The sequence below is a fragment of the Halopseudomonas sp. L-58 genome (genome assembly GCF_056859475.1).
Genome location: NZ_JBSXON010000059.1, coordinates 26,215 through 44,164 on the forward strand (window position 1 = coordinate 26,215; position 17,950 = coordinate 44,164).

General features: G+C 62.3%; 17 protein-coding genes. 11 read left to right on the forward strand and 6 right to left on the reverse strand.

The features are described from left to right. Window positions 1–8: 8 nt before the first annotated feature. Window positions 9–1,160, reverse strand: a complete 1,152-nt coding sequence (locus tag AC13EY_RS09210) for an efflux RND transporter periplasmic adaptor subunit (RefSeq protein WP_088276433.1) — start codon at window positions 1,158–1,160, stop codon at window positions 9–11. A 191-nt stretch (window positions 1,161–1,351) separates the two neighbouring features. Between AC13EY_RS09210 and AC13EY_RS09215 the strand changes: the two genes are divergently transcribed. Then, complete coding sequence (locus AC13EY_RS09215; protein ID WP_228246887.1) at window positions 1,352–1,993, forward strand: TetR family transcriptional regulator; 642 nt, start codon at window positions 1,352–1,354, stop codon at window positions 1,991–1,993. On the opposite strand, the gene AC13EY_RS09220 is transcribed toward AC13EY_RS09215, so the two are convergent. From AC13EY_RS09220 to AC13EY_RS09230, 3 genes are read right to left on the reverse strand one after another with little or no spacing between them, the layout of a single operon-like run. Next, window positions 1,990–2,868 carry a ChaN family lipoprotein gene (locus AC13EY_RS09220; protein WP_228246886.1) on the reverse strand — a complete coding sequence of 293 codons (879 nt, stop codon included), beginning with the start codon at window positions 2,866–2,868 and terminating at the stop codon, window positions 1,990–1,992. The genes AC13EY_RS09215 and AC13EY_RS09220 overlap by 4 nt on opposite strands. Window positions 2,869–2,875: 7 nt before the next feature. After that, the gene (locus AC13EY_RS09225; protein WP_233048356.1) at window positions 2,876–3,640 is read right to left on the reverse strand and encodes a heme ABC transporter ATP-binding protein; all 765 of its coding nucleotides are present in this window, start codon (window positions 3,638–3,640) and stop codon (window positions 2,876–2,878) included. Next, a complete protein-coding gene (locus tag AC13EY_RS09230; protein WP_373315114.1) occupies window positions 3,640–4,653 on the reverse strand; it encodes a FecCD family ABC transporter permease in 1,014 nt (337 codons plus the stop codon). The genes AC13EY_RS09225 and AC13EY_RS09230 overlap by 1 nt, the downstream gene beginning before the upstream one ends. 160 nt (window positions 4,654–4,813) lie before the next feature. On the opposite strand from AC13EY_RS09230, the gene AC13EY_RS09235 reads away from it, so the two are divergent. Beyond that, window positions 4,814–5,164, forward strand: a complete 351-nt coding sequence (locus AC13EY_RS09235) for a Rieske (2Fe-2S) protein (RefSeq protein WP_228246883.1) — start codon at window positions 4,814–4,816, stop codon at window positions 5,162–5,164. Here the strand turns inward: AC13EY_RS09235 and sfsA are convergent. Continuing rightward, window positions 5,159–5,866, reverse strand: a complete 708-nt coding sequence (gene sfsA, locus AC13EY_RS09240) for a DNA/RNA nuclease SfsA (RefSeq protein WP_233049897.1) — start codon at window positions 5,864–5,866, stop codon at window positions 5,159–5,161. The genes AC13EY_RS09235 and sfsA overlap by 6 nt on opposite strands. After that, window positions 5,866–7,047 (reverse strand): pyridoxal phosphate-dependent aminotransferase, encoded by a 1,182-nt coding sequence (locus AC13EY_RS09245; RefSeq protein WP_233048358.1) that lies wholly within the window; start codon window positions 7,045–7,047, stop codon window positions 5,866–5,868. Before AC13EY_RS09245 ends, sfsA begins: the two co-directional genes overlap by 1 nt. Before the next feature lie 218 nt (window positions 7,048–7,265). Here AC13EY_RS09245 and dksA point away from each other — a divergent pair, with 218 nt between their 5' ends. The 9 genes from dksA to panC all read left to right on the forward strand — a co-directional run bounded on the left by dksA (window position 7,266) and on the right by panC (window position 17,849). After that, the gene (gene dksA / locus AC13EY_RS09250; RefSeq protein WP_088276424.1) at window positions 7,266–7,709 is read left to right on the forward strand and encodes an RNA polymerase-binding protein DksA; all 444 of its coding nucleotides are present in this window, start codon (window positions 7,266–7,268) and stop codon (window positions 7,707–7,709) included. 53 nt (window positions 7,710–7,762) lie between these two features. Next, a complete protein-coding gene (gene gluQRS, locus AC13EY_RS09255; protein ID WP_233048359.1) occupies window positions 7,763–8,653 on the forward strand; it encodes a tRNA glutamyl-Q(34) synthetase GluQRS in 891 nt (296 codons plus the stop codon). Window positions 8,654–8,743: 90 nt separating this feature from the next. Further along, the gene (locus AC13EY_RS09260) at window positions 8,744–8,920 is read left to right on the forward strand and encodes a hypothetical protein (protein WP_088276423.1); all 177 of its coding nucleotides are present in this window, start codon (window positions 8,744–8,746) and stop codon (window positions 8,918–8,920) included. Then, the gene (locus AC13EY_RS09265; protein WP_233048360.1) at window positions 8,904–11,855 is read left to right on the forward strand and encodes a sensor histidine kinase; all 2,952 of its coding nucleotides are present in this window, start codon (window positions 8,904–8,906) and stop codon (window positions 11,853–11,855) included. The genes AC13EY_RS09260 and AC13EY_RS09265 overlap by 17 nt, the downstream gene beginning before the upstream one ends. A 34-nt stretch (window positions 11,856–11,889) precedes the next feature. Next, window positions 11,890–13,317, forward strand: coding sequence for a sigma-54-dependent transcriptional regulator (locus tag AC13EY_RS09270; RefSeq protein ID WP_228246878.1), 1,428 nt, complete (start codon window positions 11,890–11,892; stop codon window positions 13,315–13,317). 836 nt (window positions 13,318–14,153) lie between these two features. Further along, window positions 14,154–15,524, forward strand: coding sequence for a polynucleotide adenylyltransferase PcnB (locus tag AC13EY_RS09275; protein WP_233048361.1), 1,371 nt, complete (start codon window positions 14,154–14,156; stop codon window positions 15,522–15,524). Continuing rightward, the gene (gene folK / locus AC13EY_RS09280) at window positions 15,524–16,054 is read left to right on the forward strand and encodes a 2-amino-4-hydroxy-6-hydroxymethyldihydropteridine diphosphokinase (protein WP_233048362.1); all 531 of its coding nucleotides are present in this window, start codon (window positions 15,524–15,526) and stop codon (window positions 16,052–16,054) included. Before AC13EY_RS09275 ends, folK begins: the two co-directional genes overlap by 1 nt. A gap of 144 nt (window positions 16,055–16,198) precedes the next feature. Then, window positions 16,199–16,993: a 3-methyl-2-oxobutanoate hydroxymethyltransferase gene (gene panB / locus AC13EY_RS09285; protein ID WP_088276417.1), complete on the forward strand. Its 795-nt coding sequence runs from the start codon at window positions 16,199–16,201 to the stop codon at window positions 16,991–16,993. A 4-nt stretch (window positions 16,994–16,997) separates the two neighbouring features. Further along, complete coding sequence (gene panC, locus AC13EY_RS09290) at window positions 16,998–17,849, forward strand: pantoate--beta-alanine ligase (RefSeq protein ID WP_228246875.1); 852 nt, start codon at window positions 16,998–17,000, stop codon at window positions 17,847–17,849. Window positions 17,850–17,950: the final 101 nt, after the last annotated feature.

A 17,950-nucleotide genomic window follows, 5' to 3' on the forward strand; every position in this document is an offset into this window, starting at 1 on the left:
TCGCTTCCTTACTGATCAGCGTCGGGCTGAGCAGCGCTGTCCTGTTGCTCGGCGACATTGCCGGCCGGCTTGACTGTTACCGGAGCTCCCGGGCGGATGTATTGCAGGCCTTCGGTAATCAGTTGATCACCCTCGCCCAGGCCCGATGCGATCAGCCAGCGATTGCCCACTGTGCGATCGGTCACCACCTCGCGCTGCTCGACCTTGCCCTCGGCATTGACCACCATCGCAACGGCAGTGCCGCGCGGTGTGCGCGTAATACCCTGCTGCGGCGCCAGAATCGCATCACTCTTGGCGCCAGCAACCAGGTTCGCGTGCACAAACATGCCAGGCAGCAGCAGTCGATCGGGGTTGGGGAATACCGCGCGCAGGATGACCGAACCGGTGCCTTCGTCAACACTGACCTCGGAAAACTCCAGCTTGCCCTCCTGGGCGTAGCGACTGCCGTCTTCAAGTGTCAGCGTCACGGTGGCAGCATTGTCGCCTGCGCGCTGCAGACGACCGGCCTCCAGATCACGACGCAGATCCAGCATCTCGCGCGAAGACTGGGTAATGTCCACATAAATGGGATCAAGCTGCTGGATGGTTGCCAGTGGCTGGGCCTGGCCACTGGTGACCAGCGCCCCCTCGCTGACCGCTGAGCGGCCGATCCGACCGTCAATGGGTGCCAGCACGCGGGTGTACCGCACATTGATACGCGCCTCATCGAGCGCAGCCTGGGCCTGCAGGCTGGCAGCCCGGGCTTCGTCGAACGCCTGCTGACTGACCGCATTCTCCTTCACCAGAATGCCGTAGCGCTCGGCCAGAGAACGGGTCGAGATACTGCTTGCCTCGGCACTCTTCAGCGCGGCCTGATAAACATCGTCGTCGATCTGATAAAGCTGCTGGCCGGCCTTGACTTCAGCGCCTTCATCAAACAGACGTTTCTCCAGGATGCCGTTCACCTGAGGACGCACTTCGGCAACCCGATATGCAGTGGTTCGACCGGGAAGAGTATTGGTCAACAGGAAGCGTTCGGCCTTGAGCGTGACCACGCCAACCTCTGGCACCTGCTGTTGTTGCTGCTGCCCGCCCTGTTGTTCGGCGTCCTGGCAGGCGCTGATCAGCAACAGGGATGCAAGAAGCGGGAAGAGAGCAGCGCGCGCTGGCTTCATCGGCATGGTGAATCCTCGTGAAAAACCGTTATGTCTGATTAGGCGCATGCCCCTTGGGTCCCGTTAGGGGCATCACTGATTGGCGCACAATATACTTACATTCACACCTGTCTGTAAATTGTTTTGGTCTTACGATAACATTCGCTCACAACTTGGCCACCATGGCCCCCGCTCCCTGTTTTCCGCTCGAGACTTGCATGGCCAGACGCACAAAAGAAGAAGCCTTTGAAACCCGCGAAAGCATCCTCGACGCAGCCGAGCAGTGCTTCCACAAAAAAGGTGTTTCACGCACCTCCCTGAGTGATATCGCCCAGGCAGCCGGCGTGACCCGGGGAGCGATCTATTGGCATTTCCAGGATAAGGCAGACCTGCTGGAGGCCCTGTTCCAGCGCATTCAGCTGCCACTGGCATCGCTCAACCAGGCAGCCCGAGATGCCAGCGCCCCGAATCCGCTGGAGCGCTTTCGCGAGCTCCTGGTGACCGTGCTCAAGCGCCTGGAGTCAGACCCGTCATCGCGCCGGGTGAACGAGATCCTGTTACTCAAATGCGACTACATCGACGAGCCCTGCACGCAGAAAAAGCACCTGCAGACCATGAACCGGCACCATGATGACAACCTGCGCACATCCCTGATGCTGGCCATTGCCAGCGGCGAACTACCCGCTGACCTGGATATCGATATGGCCCTGTTCTGTGCTCACTCGTTCATTTACGGTGTACTGCATCAATGGCTGATGCAGCCGCAGCAGCTCAGCCTGGTAGAGCGGGCAGATGACATTGCTGCCACGCTACTGGACATGCTGCGCAACAGCCCGCATCTGCGCAGCCGCAGCGTCTAGCTCTCAGCCGCCGCGCGCATCCCCGCGCAATGGTCCTGCTCAGGCAATCCCGGAGCCAGCCAGACGAAATCAGCCTGCTCCGGGCCGGGCAATGGGCTACCCGCTTCCGATAGCAACACGACCACCGGCGCAGCCCCCCATTGGCCATCCCAATGCAGCGGAACGCCGAGGTCACGGCGCCCGTGATACGCCCCGGCAATCAGCAGCGCTGGCGCCGGGGCTGTCGCCAATGCCTGCCCCATGCGCAGATCGCGCGCCTGCTGAATGCGCAGCATGGGAGCAACCTGCGACGCCTCAATAAGGTCACAGTGACTGGCAATAATGATGCGCTCCAGCTTGGCGCGGGCGGAGGCAGGGTAGCCAGACACATCGGAGGACGGATCGCGATAGAACGCCATCAGCTCGTCACGATCCAGATTCGCCGTCAGCAGCCGTTGCGGCACAGCCAGCCCCCAACGCACCAGCGGGCCATACAACGCCCAATCCCAACCCGGCTGCCACTGCAGCTCTTCAGCCAGCATCGGGTCAGCCGGCAGCGGCTTACCCTGCAAGGCGTCGACCTGCGGCTGCTGGCTGGATTGCAGCATTTCCATTACCAGTGCACCCTGTGGCCGCTGCGCCTGCAGCTGTTCCAGCAACCAGAGCTGAAGCCGGTGATGATCAGGATGATCATGTCGCTCGCCGAGAATGACACGCGGCTCATCCAGCAACGCGTCGACCAACTGCTGCGGCTCAAGCCAGCGCTGGGCATGGGTGTCCCACACCTGCCCCAGATGCGGATCATCAAGGCCATCGGTTGCCTGCCAGGCAGGCAGCGGCGCGGCCAGCGCCAAGGCCGCCCCGAAAAGACCGGCGATCAGAATCAGTACGTTCATTGCCACCTCACAGAATAACCAGCGGGCAGTCGTGCTGCGGATGCCGCTGAACCTGCACCGCAACGCCGAACACCCTCTCAATATGGTCGGCCTGCAACACCTGCCAGGGCGTACCCAATGCATCCAGCCTGCCCTCGTGCAGCAGCAGAACACGATCGGCATAAGCCGCAGCCAGATTCAGATCGTGCAGCACGACCAGTACACTCAATCCCCGGGACGCCATCGCACGGGCCTGCTGCATGATCAGTCGCTGATGCGCCAGGTCAAGCGAGGCGGTTGGCTCATCCAGCAGCAGACAGCCACCCTCGCCAACCTCCCAGACCTGCGCCAGCACGCGGGCCAGATGAACCCGCTGACGCTCACCGCCAGATAGCGTCAGATAGCTGCGCTGCGACAGGTGCGTCACATCGGCTGCCGCCATCGCATCGGCACAAATAGCCCGGTCCTGCTGCAACCCGGTGGCGTGCGGCATACAGCCCAGCGCCACGACCTCCTCCACGCGAAACGGAAAGGCCAGCTCCGATTGCTGAGGCAATACGGCCAGCCGGCGAGCCCGCTCACCTGCCGTCCACTCATCAAGGTTCCTGCCTGCCAACTGCACTCGCCCGGTATCTACCGCAAGCTCGCCACACAGCGCCGCGAGCAAGGTACTTTTGCCGGCGCCGTTGGTGCCCAGCACCGCGATGACCTCCCCTGCGTGCAGATCGAATGTCAGGTCGCGCAGTACCTGTCGCCCACCGCGACTGCAACCCAGCTGTTCGACACTGAGCATCAGAAACCACCCTGGCGACGCACGCGCATCAGCAGCGACAAAAAGAACGGCGCCCCCAGCAGCGCGGTAATGATCCCCAGGGGCAGTTCCGCCGGCGCGAGGAGCAATCGGGCAATCACATCCGACAGCAGCAGCAATGCCGACCCCAGCAGCATCGAGGCCGGCAGCAGCCAACGATGATCCGGCCCCAGCACCAGCCTGACCAGATGGGGCACCACCAGCCCGACAAAGCCAATCAGTCCGCAGGCGGCCACACAGGCACCCACACCCAACGCCGTCAACAGCACCAGTTCACGCTTGACCCGCTCGACTTCAACGCCGAGATGGCGCGCCTCCGACTCACCCAGCAGCAGGGCGTTCAATGCTGGCGCCAGCCGGGGCAGGCGCCACCAGATGGGCAGACAGCACAGCAACAGCAGCCCGACTCTCGGATAGTCGGCAGCGGCCAAACTGCCCATATTCCAGAACGTCAGCGTGCGCAGCATGCCATCATCGGCCAGGTAGCTGAGCAAGCCAACCAGTGCGCCACTGATGGCTGTGATGGCGATACCCGCCAGCAACATGCTGGCTACCGAGGTGCCCTGCACCGACTGGCCGAGACGGTAGACCAGTGCCGTGCATGCGAGCCCGCCAACAAACGCCCCGGGCACCGTCAGATAGGGCTGCCAGTCGGCACCGAGCGGGCCAACCAGCAACGAACCCAGCACGATTACCAGTGCCGCGCCGAGCGCCGCACCACTGGAGATACCAATCAGGCCGGGATCGGCCAGCGGATTGCGAAACAGCCCCTGCATGGCCGCACCGGTGAGCGCCAGGGTGGCGCCGGCAACCACGCCCATCAGCATGCGCGGCAGGCGAATCTGTTCGATGATCAGTTGCTGATCGGCCGGCACTGCGCTGTCGGCAAAGCGCCAGAACAGCGCACGCAGCGTGTCGGACGGCGCAATACTGACCGGGCCGAGCGCCAGCGACAGCAGACAGGCAACCAGCAGAAACGCCAGCAGCCCCATCATTACCAGCCTTTTGTAGCGCGGCTGCAGCACCATCTCGTATTCCTGTTACCGATCGGTGGCGCGGACGCCAACCTTTAAAGGACTGCCAGCATACCGGGGGACGCTGTCAGCGTCATGACCACGACTGGCTTTGTAACGAGCATCGCAGGATAATCCACCCATGTCAGACCACGACTTTCTGCCCAAGCCTCTGTGTCGCCTTGATGACCTGCCCCTGCGCGGCAGCAAGGGCGTTCTCTATCAGGGGCAATCACTGTTCCTGGTGCGCCAGGGTGAGCACATCTATCTCTACGAAAACCGCTGCCCGCATCGCGGTATCAGCCTGGAATGGGTACCCGACCAGTTCCTCGACAGCTCCGGAAGACTGATCCAGTGTGCCACTCATGGCGCCCTGTTCCTGCCGGAAAACGGTGAATGCGTTGCCGGCCCCTGCATTGGACAGTCACTGCGCCAGCTGCGCTGCCATGTCAGCAACGGGCACGTCTGGCTGGACGACGAACAGCCGTCATAACACGACCGGCAACGCCCCACGTACGTGCATTCCATTCGGCTGCGGCCAGACCGACCAGGCCAGCACCTCTACCCCGGCTACCGCCGCCTCGCGCAACAACCGCCCATACTCCGCATCGATCTCGTCCGCCGGCCGAACCTGCTCGATGCCCGAATGCATCACGCAGAACAGCAGACAGGCACGGCGTCCGCCCTGCACCACCTCGATCAGTTCGCGCAGATGCTTCTGACCCCGGGCACTGACCGCATCCGGAAACGCCCCCACACCCTCCCCCAGAGCCAGGGTTACGCTTTTCACCTCAACCACACACTCCGCCCGGCCGCCGCCCGAGAGCAGAAAGTCAAAGCGGCTTGAGCCCTCGGGCAGCCGCACCTCGGCGCGCACCTCCGGATAGCCGGCCAGGGGCGTGATCAACCCATGCTGCAGCGCCTGAGCAACCACTCGGTTGGCCCGCGCACTGTGGATGCACGCCACCTGGCCAGAGCCGATCTCGACCAGCTCCCAGGTACCCGGCAGCTTGCGCCCGGGTTTGTAATCCAGACTCACCCAGACCCGGTCGCCGGGCTGACCGCAGTTGCGCATCGAACCGGTGTTGGGGCAATGCACCGTGATTTCCTGGCCGTCCGGCAGCCGAATATCGGCCAGAAAGCGCTTGTAACGGCGCAATAGCGTCGCCTCGCGCAGCGGTGTTTCAAACGGAATCAGCACTCGGGCGACCAACTGTTCAGCGCCCGCGAAAGTCGCTCAACCGCTTGCTCCAGGCGCTCCAGCGAGGTGGTGTAGGCCAGCCTGAGATGCTGCGCGGCACGGTGATGACCGAAATCCAGCCCTGGCGTCAGCGCGACGAACTCGCGCTCGATGACATGCTGGCAGAATCCGGCACTGCCCCCCCCCAGCCCCTGCATGTCGGCATACAGATAGAAGGCACCCTGCGGGGTAACCGGTACTTTGAAGCCGAGGTCGCGAACGGCCGGCAGCAGAAAGTCACGGCGCACCTGAAAGGCACGACGGCGAATCTCGCAGATTTCCCGACTTTCCTCGCCAAAGGCCGCAAGGGCCGCCTGCTGCGCCATATGCGGCGCGCAGATGTAAAGATTCTGCGCCAGCTTTTCCAGCTCAGGCACCGCCGCCTCGGGCGCGACCAGCCAGCCAAGGCGCCAGCCGGTCATGCCGAAATACTTCGAGAAGCTGTTGAGCACAAAGGCATCGTCAGCCACCTCCAGCACCGACGGCGCGTCCAGCCCGTAGGTCAGTCCGTGGTAAATCTCGTCGACAATAAGCTCACCGCCAAGACGCCGGCAGGTCGCCGACAGCGCAGCCAGCTCCTGGCGTGACAGCAGGGTGCCGGTTGGATTGGCCGGCGACGCCGCCAGCACGGCGACGCAATCGGCACCCCAGTGCTGCTCAACCAGCTCGGGCGTCAGTTGATAGTTGGTTTCCGGACCGGTCGGCACCAGCACCGCGCGCCCCTCGACCAGTCGCAGAAAATGCCGATTGCAGGGGTAGGCCGGATCGGCCATCAGCACCTTGCGGCCGGGCTCGACCAGCAACGCGCTGACCAGCAGTAGTGCCGCCGATCCACCAGGCGTAACCACGATCCGGGCGGGGTCTACGTCCAACCCGTGACGCTGACGGTAGAGGCCCGCAATGGCCTCGCGCAGCGCCGGCAACCCAAGTGCCGGCGTATATCCGGTACAACCATCAGCCAGCGCCTGCTGACCGGCACGAACAATGGGTTCAGGGGTAGTGAAATCGGGCTCGCCAATTTCCATATGAATGACATCACGCCCATGGGCCTCAAGCGCACGGGCGCGTGCCAAAACGGCCATGACGTGAAACGGTTGAATTTCCTGAACCCGTCCGGCCCAGCGCTGCTGCGACATAGAAACATCCCGAGATGGCGACAAACACGCCGATGATACCCTGTCAGAGCCTGACTGGCAGCGGCTTGCAGGCCTGCGTCTGCCTTCTGGCGGCAAACAGTAGCGCAGGCCATCAGCTTCTGGTAGCTTTGCCCGCTTGCAGGCTTTAGGCCGAAGCACGTCAGGTTGAGTGGGTGAGACCTGAAACAGGAAGATAGAGCAACAAGTGAGGGGTCCTCATGCCCAGCAATGCCAAGCAGAAAACATCAATGTTGATCCGTGGCTTCGTCCCCTATCAGGAAAAGAAGGGTGAGGAGTACATGAACGAGCAACAGCTCGCGCATTTCGCCAACATTCTCAACACCTGGAAACAGGAACTGATGGAAGAAGTCGATCGTACCGTGCATCACATGCAGGACGAGGCGGCCAACTTCCCCGATCCCGCCGACAGGGCCAGTCAGGAAGAGGAATTCAGCCTGGAACTGCGGACCCGTGATCGCGAGCGCAAGCTGATCAAGAAGATCGACCAGACCCTGCAGCGCATCGAAGAAGATGACTACGGTTTCTGTGACTCCTGTGGTGTCGAAATCGGCATTCGTCGTCTTGAGGCCCGCCCCACAGCGACGCTGTGCATCGACTGCAAGACCCTGGCCGAAATCAAGGAAAAGCAGGTCGGCAGCTGAGTCGACCCGCCGCATTGCAGGCTGCCCGGCAGCCTGCAATTGCCTTACCCCGCATGACCTCTCCCTACATCGGGCGCTTCGCCCCCACCCCCAGCGGCCTCTTGCACTTCGGCTCTCTGGTCGCGGCACTGGCAAGCTACCTCGATGCCCGTCACGCCGGCGGTCAATGGCTGATTCGCATCGAAGATCTCGATCAGGCGCGCAGCCAGCCCGACGCAGAAACCCAGATACTGCAGGCACTTGACGACTTTGGCCTGAAGCACGATGGGCAGATAGTGCGTCAGAGCGAGCGGCTGGACCTGTATCGCGCACAGATCGAGCGCTGGCTGGATGACGGGCTGGCGTACTACTGCGACTGCCCGCGTAAAACGCTGCTGCAGCACGGCCCGGTCTATCCCGGCACCTGCGCCGGGCGCCGGCTGCAGGCAGCCGCCGATCACGCGGTACGGGTACGGGTCAACGATACCCCGATAACCTGTATCGACCGTCTTCAGCCACCGCTGACACATAATCTGGCCAGCGAACTCGGCGATTTCATTATCCGCCGGCGCGACGGGGTATACGCCTACCAACTGGCCGTCGTGCTGGACGACATTGATCAGGGTGTAACAGATGTCGTGCGTGGCGCCGACCTGCTGGATTCAACACCGCGACAGATCTGGCTGTATCAGCTGCTCGGTCAGACGCCACCACGCTATCTGCACGTACCACTGATCATGCGCCCCGACGGCGAGAAGCTGAGCAAGCGACTGGGCTCGGCCCCGCTGCAGCGCACGCAAGCGCCAGCTACGCTCTGGCGGGCCCTGCGCGCCCTGGCCCAGCCGGTACCCGAGACACTGCGCGGCGCCCCCGTCGCCGAGCTGCTGCAGTGGGGCATCGCCCACTGGCAACCCGGCCGCTTGCCCGCCACAAAACACATCCTTGAGGCCAGCCTGCCGAGTTGATTGCTTGGCAAGCCGTGGCGCGCTGATTACCATCACCGACTGAACCGCGACGCCCCTCCTTCGGGCGGTTGCCCCAACCGACGGATACCCATGTATATCTACCGACTGGTACTGCTGCTGGTCATCGGCATCTACCTGTTCTCGCCGGCCATCATGGACTGGTGGATAGAACCGCAGGGTGCCTGGTACCGACCCTATGTGCTGTGGCTGATCCTGATCGTCGCCGGCATGCTGCTACAGAGTCCCCGAGATGCCGATGAGCTTTGATCTCAGCCAGTTGCTGTTGATCAGCATTGGCTACCTGATCGTCCTGTTTGGCGTGGCCTGGGCCACCGAAAACGGTCGCGTGCCGCGCGCCGTGCTGCGTCATCCCGCGGTCTACACCCTGTCACTGGGGGTCTACGCCAGCGCCTGGGCGTTCTACGGAACAGTAGGACTGGCCTATCAGTATGGTTACGGTTTTCTAACCTACTACCTCGGTGTCTGCGGCGCCTTTCTGCTGGCACCGGTGCTGCTCAACCCGATCCTGAGGATTACCCGCACCTACCAGTTGTCTTCACTGGCCGACCTGTTTGCCTTCCGCTTTCGCAGCACCTGGGCAGGGACCCTGACCACCATATTCATGCTGGTTGGCGTACTGCCGTTGCTGGCACTGCAAATACAGGCGGTGGCCGACTCGGTGCAGATCCTGACTCAGGAATCTGGCCAGGGGTCGGTTGCACTCGGGTTCTGCGTGCTGATCATCCTGTTCGCCATTCTGTTCGGAGCCCGCCATATCTCGGCACGCGAGAAACACGAAGGGCTGGTCATGGCGATTGCCTTCGAGTCACTGGTCAAACTGGTCGCTATCGGCGCCATCGGTTTGTATGCGCTCTATGTTGTATTCGACGGTCCGCAGGGACTGCAGCTCTGGCTGGATACCAATCAGGAGGCCCTCAGCACGCTGCATACACCGTTGCAGGAAGGTCCCTGGCGTACCCTGCTGCTGGTGTTCTTCTCGGCGGCATTCGTCATGCCGCACATGTATCACATGGCCTTTACCGAGAACCTCAATCCGCGCGCCCTCAGCACCGCCAGCTGGGGTCTACCCCTATTCCTGCTGCTGATGAGCCTGGCAGTCCCGCCGATCCTCTGGGCAGGCCTGCATCTGGGTGTACGCACCAATCCGGAATACTTCTCACTGGGCCTGGGCGTGGCCGGTGGTTCCGAGTGGCTCTCGCTGCTGGCCTTCGTCGGCGGCCTGTCGGCGGCCAGCGGCCTGATCATCGTCATCACCCTGGCACTGTCGGGCATGGTGCTCAATCATCTGGTGCTGCCGCTCTACCAGCCCAGCGCCGACAACAACATCTACCGCTGGCTGCTGTGGACCCGCCGCACGCTGATTGCCGCCATCATCATGGCCGGCTACGGCTTCTACCGCCTGCTCGGCGCCGAACAGGACCTGGCCAACCTCGGAATTGCCTCGTTTGTCGCCACCGTACAGTTTCTGCCGGGCACCCTGTCAGTGCTGTACTGGCCACAAGCCAACCGCCGCGGGTTCATCGGCGGCGTCGTTGCCGGCATGCTGGTGTGGGCCGTCACCCTGCTGCTGCCACTGGTCACCGAACTGCCCGGCATCACCCTGTTCGGGATGACGATGGCGTTCAATGCCGACACCTGGCACCTGGCCGCGATCTCCTCGCTGGCTGTCAACGTCGTGGTGCTGGCGCTCGTCTCGCTATTTACCCAACGCTCGGTTGAGGAGCAGAGTGCTGCCGAGGCCTGCTCGGTCGACAACGTCAGTCGCCCCCAGCGGATGCAGCTGATGGCGTCCTCGCCGCAGGAGTTTGCCCAGCAACTGGCCAAGCCGCTCGGCAACAAGACCGCCCAGCACGAGGTCGAACAGGCGCTGCGGGACCTCAAGCTGCCGTTCGACGAGCGCCGCCCCTATGCCCTGCGCCGCCTGCGCGACCGGCTGGAAGCCAACCTGTCGGGCCTGATGGGGCCGTCGGTGGCCCAGGACATCATCGAAACCTTCCTGCCGTTCAAGATGGGCCGCGACGGCTATATGACCGAGGACATCCATTTCATCGAAAACCGGCTGGAGGACTACCACAGCCGCCTGACCGGCCTGGCCGCCGAACTCGACGCCCTGCGACGCTATCACCGCCAGACACTGCAGCACCTGCCGATGGGTGTCTGCTCGCTGGCCCAGGACAATGAAATCCTGATGTGGAACCACGCCATGCAGGCGCTGACCGGCATCGACGCCGACAGCGTCATCGGCTCGCGGCTGAGCAGCCTGCCCGGCCCCTGGCGAGACCTGTTCGAGCGATTCGTCGAAGACCAGGCCTCGCACCTGTACAAGCAGAAACTGGCGGTCAATGGCCATACCCAGTGGCTCAGCCTGCACAAGGCTGCGATCGACGAGCCCGGCTATGTTGGCGGTAGCGGCCTGGTACTGCTGGTCGAGGACCAGACCGAAACCCAGATGCTGGAAGAGGAGCTGATGCATTCCGAGCGCCTGGCCTCGATCGGTCGTCTGGCTGCCGGCGTTGCCCACGAAATCGGCAATCCGATCACCGGCATCGCCTGTCTGGCGCAAAACCTGCGCGACGAATCGGAACAACCGGAATCACGCGAAGCCGCCGAGCAGATCCTCGACCAGACTCGCCGGGTCTCCCGGATCGTGCAGTCACTGGTCAACTTCGCCCACGTTGGCAGCCGCCACCAGAACCCCAACGAGCCGGTCGATCTGGCGGCCTGCACCAACGAGGCGATTCACCTGCTGTCGCTCAACCGCAGGGGCCCGGAGGTCAAGTATGTTAACCTGTGCCGACCCGAACACATGGTAGCCGGTGACGCCCAGCGCCTGGTTCAGGTCCTTATCAACCTGCTGGGTAACGCACGGGACGCCAGCACTGATGGCGACAGCATCACCATCGCCACCCAGGAAAACGAACACCAGGTACTGCTGCAAGTAGAGGATCAGGGCAGCGGCATCGACAAGGACATCATGGATCGGCTGTTCGAGCCGTTCTTCACCACCAAGGACCCAGGGACAGGTACCGGGCTCGGATTGGCACTGGTCTACTCCATTGTCGAAGAGCATTATGGCCAGATAACCATCGACAGCCCGGTCGACCAGACAACCCGGCGCGGCACTCGCTTCACCATTACCCTGCCGCGCTATAGCATGAGCGGTAACGGCGCCCCTGCCTGATGCTGTAACAGGCGCCGTCACCTGTGAGGTAACTATGTCAGACATTCTGGTTGTTGAAGACGAAGCCATCATCCGTACGGCATTGAAACGGTTGCTGGAGCGCCACCACTACCAGGTAGAGGAGGCCGGCTCGGTCAGCGAGGCCGTCGAGCGACACGATCTCGAGCGCTTCAAGCTGATCATCAGCGACCTGCGCCTGCCGGGCGAGCCCGGCACCGAACTCATCCGCCGTGCGCCGAACACGCCCGTGCTGATCATGACCAGCTACGCCAGCCTGCGCTCGGCGGTCGACTCGATGAAGCTCGGCGCTGTCGACTACATCGCCAAGCCGTTCGACCATGACGAAATGGTTGAAACCGTGCAGCGCATTATTGCCGCCGGCGACCAGCGCAAGCAGCAGAGCGGCGCGACTCCTACGCCAGAGCCGGCGCCCAAGGCCACCACGGCCAGCACCGATGGTGGTGGCCAGGATATGGGTATCATCGGCGCCTGTGACGCCATGCAGACTCTTTTCAAGCGCATTCGCAAGGTCGCGCCAACCGACTCGACCGTACTGATTCAGGGCGAGTCCGGTACCGGCAAGGAGCTGGTTGCCCGGGCCATGCATGAACAATCCCAGCGCGCCAAGGCACCGCTGATTTCAGTCAACTGCGCTGCCATTCCGGAAACCCTGATCGAGTCTGAACTGTTCGGCCATGAGAAGGGTTCCTTTACCGGCGCTACCAGCAACCGTACCGGCCTGGTCGAGGCGGCCGACGGCGGCACCCTGTTCCTTGACGAGATTGGCGAGTTGCCGCTGGAGGCTCAGGCGCGATTACTGCGGGTGCTGCAGGAAGGAGAGATTCGCAGGGTCGGCTCGGTGCAGTCGCACAAGGTCGATGTGCGTCTGGTGGCCGCCACCCACCGCGACCTCAAGACCATGGCGCGACAAGGTCTGTTCCGTGAGGACCTGTATTACCGCCTGAACGTGATCGAGTTGCGCCTGCCGCCACTGCGCGAGCGCGGCCGGGACGTGATGCTGATCGCCGAGGCGCTACTGCAGCGCGCGGCACGCAACATGAATATGGAAGGCCTGCACTTCAGCAGGGACGCAGAGCGCGCAATCCTCGCCTACAGCTGGCCGGGCAACGTGCGCGAGCTGGAGAACGCAATCGAACGTTCGGCCATTCTCTGTGATCACGAGGAAATTACTGCCGACCTGCTGGGCATTGAGCTGGATGCCGAGATCGAGCGTGCTTCCGAGGCCGCCAACGCCCTGCAAACCATGCAGAACGAAGTAACCCCCGGGCAGGAACCGGCCGAAGACCTGTCACTGGAAGACTACTTCCAGCACTTTGTACTGGAGCATCAGGACCACATGACCGAAACCCAGCTGGCACACAAGCTCGGCATCAGCCGCAAGTGTCTGTGGGAGCGTCGGCAGCGCCTGGGTATTCCGCGCAAGAAAACTGCCAGCACCTGATTTGCCCTCCCTGCAAGGCTGCCGGCAACGTGCAGCCTTCCCCTCTGGCTCTATCCAACCCTGCTCAGGGCCGTCCTTAGCCCGCCAATGTGTTACCTGTTACCGGGAAAGTTCCCGCAAAACTGTTACCGCACCCCCACACAGAGGTAACACTTTAGTCCAATCGGAGGTAACACCTTGGGGGTAACACAGGGTAGGAAAAGACAGGAAAATCACAAGTCACTGATTTTAAACGAATTTAAAAAGTTGGCACGCGGAATGCTTTATATCTGGCACAACAACAATAAAAACCAAAACACATAACAAAAATAACATTCGACTCCACACACAATAAAAACAAGACGTGAGAGACGCAGCAAACTGATTTTTTTGGAGAATAGCAGTCGATTTGCGAACAGGATGTTCGGTTGGACAGAGAAGAATAAAAGTTGCTCAAGCAACCCACCGTCCAAAGCCAGCAGCAGGCCACTTCGAACCTAAGCTTCCAAAGCAATCCGTTTGTTTTGGACAACCCGAGATGGGTCAGTCGCAAAGCGGTGACTACCGCTTCAAACAAACAAGAAGAACAGCTCTGATAAAAACAATAATAAAAAACCATTAGGGGGAGTTAACCACTCCCCTTGAGCTTTCCCCCCTCCTGATTCTCCGTTGCCCATCCCCCTGATTTCTTACCTTTCCCGACAATTCAGGCTAGAATGCACGTCAATCGCGGCCAACAGGCTGCATGCGCGTCCGGCCCAACCGCCTGTTGCGCGACCCATTCACCAGCGCTACCGTGCAGGTCAACAGGCAGAGCGACCGCTCACGCTGATCGGCAGCCGGAACAACCAGCCCCTATGATTCGAAAGCTGTTGCAGAAAATACCCTCTCCCTTCGGCCACCCTCAGCGCCGCCGAACTACGCCGAGCATTATCCCCGCCAGCCAGCATTCGCTACGCCGTGAGCGCCTGAGCAGGCACGCGGTCAGCGTGGTTGAACGGCTGCAGCAGGCAGGCTATCAGGCCTTTCTGGTGGGTGGCTGTGTGCGTGACCTGCTGCTCGATATCACCCCGAAGGACTTTGACGTCGCCACCAGCGCCACTCCCGAGCAGGTCCGCGCAACGTTCCGCAACGCGCGCCTGATTGGCCGTCGCTTCAAGCTGGTCCACGTGCATTTCGGGCGGGAAATCATTGAAGTCGCGACCTTCCGCGCCAATCACGAAGCCGAAGCATCGGAGGAGCAGTCCCGCCAGAGCGAATCGGGCCGACTGTTGCGCGACAACGTGTACGGTACCTTCGAACAGGACGCCCAACGCCGCGACTTCACGATCAACGCGCTCTACTTCGACGTGACCAGCGGCCAGATCCACGACTTTGCCAACGGCGTGCATGATATTCGCAACCGCCTGATCCGTCTTATCGGTCAACCGGAACAGCGCTACCAGGAAGACCCGGTGCGCATGCTGCGCGCCGTACGCTTTGCGGCCAAGCTGAACTTCGATATCGAGCAACATACCGCAGCGCCCATCGAATCGATGGCACCACTGCTGCACGACATTCCTGCAGCACGCCTGTTCGATGAAAGTCTAAAGCTGCTGATGAGCGGCCAGGGCCTGGCAACCTTTGACCTGCTGTATCAATACGATCTGGTAGCGCCGCTGTTTCCGGATACCGACGACGCTATCCTTGAACGCCCTGACTACACCCTGCAGCTGGTTCGCCAGGCGCTGCGCAACACCGACGAGCGCATCGCCCAGGACAAACCGGTTACCCCTGCGTTCCTGTTTGCAGCCCTGCTCTGGCCCGCGCTGCCCGGGCGGGTGAAGTATCTGGAGGAGCAGGGTATCCCGGCGATACCCGCCTATCAGCAGGCCGCCCACGAGCTGCTCGCCGAGCAATGCCGCCATACCGCGATTCCGAAGCGCTTCAGCATTCCCATGCGGGAAATCTGGGACATGCAGCCACGCCTGGAGCGCCGCAGCGGACGCAGGGCAGACCAGATGCTGGAGCATCCGCGCTTCCGGGCGGCCTACGACTTCCTGCTGCTGCGCGAAGCTGCCGGCGAGGAAACCGATGGCCTTGGTCAATGGTGGACACAATACCAGGACGCCAACCCCGATCAGCGCCGGCAGATGATTCGCGAGCTGGGTGACGGCAGCAAAAGCAGCGCCAAACGCGCTCGCTCGCGTCCGCGCAGAAACAAGCCGCGCAAGCCGCAGAGCAACTGATGCCGCGCAGCTATATTGCCCTGGGCAGCAACCAGGGCGACCCGGTTCAGCAGGTCCAGACCGCCTGCGGCGCGCTGCGCGAGCTGCCCCGCAGCCAGCTTGTAGCCTGCTCATCGCTATACCGCAGCGCGCCCATGGGGCCGCAGGACCAGCCAAGCTACATCAACGCGGTGCTGGCGCTGGATACCGAGCTTGAGCCAGCGGCACTACTCGACAACCTGCAACGCATCGAGCTGGAGCACGGCCGGGTACGCAAGGCCGAGCGCTGGGGCCCCCGCACCCTGGACCTGGATATCCTGCTGTACGGTGACCAGCTCATCCGCACCGAGCGTCTGCAGATTCCGCACTATCACATGCATGCCCGCGCCTTCGTCCTCTACCCCCTGGCCGAGATAGCGCCCGCGCTGAAAATGCCTGACGGCACAGCGCTGGAAACGCTGCTGCAGAACTGCCCCCGCGGTGATCTGCAGGCATTGCCGTTTTTTATACAACAGCCTGGTGCGCAAACGGACTTGACACCCCCGGGCTGACACGTAGGATGCGATTCCGGTGACCAGCCAAGTGTTACCGAAATCCTGCCCGGCCAAGGCTATACTCTCGCCAGGACACCCGGCGCGAGAGCCAACCCCAACGGTGCCGAAGCGCCAAGTAACAGCCACACACTGGAATCAGTCATGCCTGACGTTACTCTGACCACGCTGAACAAACTCAAGCAAAGCGGCGAAAAGATCGTTTGTCTGACAGCCTACGACGCGACCTTCGCCCATGTCGAAAGTGAAGCCGGCGTCGAAGTCATCCTGATCGGCGACTCGCTGGGCATGGTCCTGCAGGGACACGACAGTACCCTGCCGGTCAGCGTCGCCGACATGGCGTACCACACCGCAGCCGTCAAGCGCGGCAACAAGGGTGCGCTGATCATGGCCGACCTGCCCTTCATGGCGTACGCCACCCTCGACCAGGCCCTGGCCAACAGCGCAGCGCTCATGCGCGCAGGCGCACACATGGTCAAGCTGGAGGGCGGTCGCTGGCTGGCAGACAGCATCACAGTACTGAGCCGCAACGGTATTCCGGTCTGCGCACACATGGGCCTGACGCCACAGACAGTCAACGTACTGGGCGGCTTCAAGGTTCAGGGTCGCGACGAAGCGCAGGCCCGCGCCATGGTCGAAGACGCCAAGGCGCTGGAAGCGGCCGGTGCAGCCATGCTGCTGCTCGAGTGCGTGCCGCCGGCGCTGGCCAACGCGATTACTGCTGCGGTCAGTGTTCCGGTTATTGGCATCGGTGCCGGCAGTGGCACCGATGGCCAGGTACTGGTGGTCCACGACATGCTCGGACTGTCGCTCAGCGGACGCATGCCGCGCTTCGTGAAAAACTTCATGGCTGGTCAGCCCGACATCCCGTCGGCCATCCGCGCCTACGTCGAAGCAGTCAAGAAGGTCGAATTCCCAGCAGCCGAACACGAGTTCTGAGCCCATGAACACCCTGCATACCATTGCGCAAGTGCGCGCTGCGGTTAGTCGTGCCCGCCAGGAAGGCAAGCGAATCGGAATGGTTCCCACCATGGGTAACCTGCACGCTGGCCACATTGCGCTGGTCGAGAAGGCGCTGCAGCGCACCGACTACGTGGTCGTCAGCATTTTCGTCAACCCGATGCAGTTCGGGCCCGGTGAAGACCTGGACAGCTATCCACGGACCCTGGCCGAAGATCAGAAAAAACTGCTGGAGGTCGGAGCCCATCTGGTATTCGCCCCCAGCGCGAGCGAGATGTACCCCGAGGGCATGGACGGCCACACCCGGGTGAGCGTGCCGGTGGTTTCGGAAGGATTATGCGGAGCCAGCCGCCCAGGCCACTTCGAGGGTGTGGCGACCGTTGTCAGCAAGCTGCTGAACATCGTCGGCCCCGATGTCGCCGTGTTTGGTCAGAAGGACTACCAGCAGCTCGCGGTCATTCGCAAGATGGCGCAGGACCTCTGTCTGCCGGTGAAGATCATGGGGCATCCGACCATACGTGCCGAGGACGGCCTGGCGCTGTCCTCGCGCAATGGCTACCTGACCGCAGAGCAGCGCGCCGTTGCGCCGCTGCTGCAGCGGACCCTGCAGCAGATTGCAGCGCAGGTGACCTCGGGGCGTACCGACTATGCGCAGATCATCAACGAGGCCAGTCAGCAGCTGAGTGCCGCCGGCATGCGCCCGGACTATCTGGACCTGCGAGATGCCAGCAACCTGTCACCGGTAACCGATCAGACCCGCGATCTGGTGGTGCTGGCCGCCGCCTACCTCGGCACCACACGCCTGATCGACAACCTCGAATTCAGCCGCTCCTGAGCGGCTGTCCCCTCTCTTTTGCGGGCCCATGGCCCGCCGATTTGACGCCCGCCTCTCATACCAAAGAAGGGTTGTCTTGCCCCCCTCTGATGGCCGACGCT

What these genes read in the sequence shown, in the direction of transcription:
- AC13EY_RS09210 (WP_088276433.1), bottom strand. Translation starts at nt 1,160, where the DNA reads ATGCCGATGAAGCCAGCGCGCGCTGCTCTCTTCCCGCTTCTTGCATCC.
- AC13EY_RS09215 (WP_228246887.1), top strand. Translation starts at nt 1,352, where the DNA reads ATGGCCAGACGCACAAAAGAAGAAGCCTTTGAAACCCGCGAAAGCATC.
- AC13EY_RS09220 (WP_228246886.1), bottom strand. Translation starts at nt 2,868, where the DNA reads ATGAACGTACTGATTCTGATCGCCGGTCTTTTCGGGGCGGCCTTGGCG.
- AC13EY_RS09225 (WP_233048356.1), bottom strand. Translation starts at nt 3,640, where the DNA reads ATGCTCAGTGTCGAACAGCTGGGTTGCAGTCGCGGTGGGCGACAGGTA.
- AC13EY_RS09230 (WP_373315114.1), bottom strand. Translation starts at nt 4,653, where the DNA reads ATGATGGGGCTGCTGGCGTTTCTGCTGGTTGCCTGTCTGCTGTCGCTG.
- AC13EY_RS09235 (WP_228246883.1), top strand. Translation starts at nt 4,814, where the DNA reads ATGTCAGACCACGACTTTCTGCCCAAGCCTCTGTGTCGCCTTGATGAC.
- AC13EY_RS09245 (WP_233048358.1), bottom strand. Translation starts at nt 7,047, where the DNA reads ATGTCGCAGCAGCGCTGGGCCGGACGGGTTCAGGAAATTCAACCGTTT.
- dksA (WP_088276424.1), top strand. Translation starts at nt 7,266, where the DNA reads ATGCCCAGCAATGCCAAGCAGAAAACATCAATGTTGATCCGTGGCTTC.
- gluQRS (WP_233048359.1), top strand. Translation starts at nt 7,763, where the DNA reads ATGACCTCTCCCTACATCGGGCGCTTCGCCCCCACCCCCAGCGGCCTC.
- AC13EY_RS09260 (WP_088276423.1), top strand. Translation starts at nt 8,744, where the DNA reads ATGTATATCTACCGACTGGTACTGCTGCTGGTCATCGGCATCTACCTG.
- AC13EY_RS09265 (WP_233048360.1), top strand. Translation starts at nt 8,904, where the DNA reads ATGCCGATGAGCTTTGATCTCAGCCAGTTGCTGTTGATCAGCATTGGC.
- AC13EY_RS09270 (WP_228246878.1), top strand. Translation starts at nt 11,890, where the DNA reads ATGTCAGACATTCTGGTTGTTGAAGACGAAGCCATCATCCGTACGGCA.
- AC13EY_RS09275 (WP_233048361.1), top strand. Translation starts at nt 14,154, where the DNA reads ATGATTCGAAAGCTGTTGCAGAAAATACCCTCTCCCTTCGGCCACCCT.
- folK (WP_233048362.1), top strand. Translation starts at nt 15,524, where the DNA reads ATGCCGCGCAGCTATATTGCCCTGGGCAGCAACCAGGGCGACCCGGTT.
- panB (WP_088276417.1), top strand. Translation starts at nt 16,199, where the DNA reads ATGCCTGACGTTACTCTGACCACGCTGAACAAACTCAAGCAAAGCGGC.
- panC (WP_228246875.1), top strand. Translation starts at nt 16,998, where the DNA reads ATGAACACCCTGCATACCATTGCGCAAGTGCGCGCTGCGGTTAGTCGT.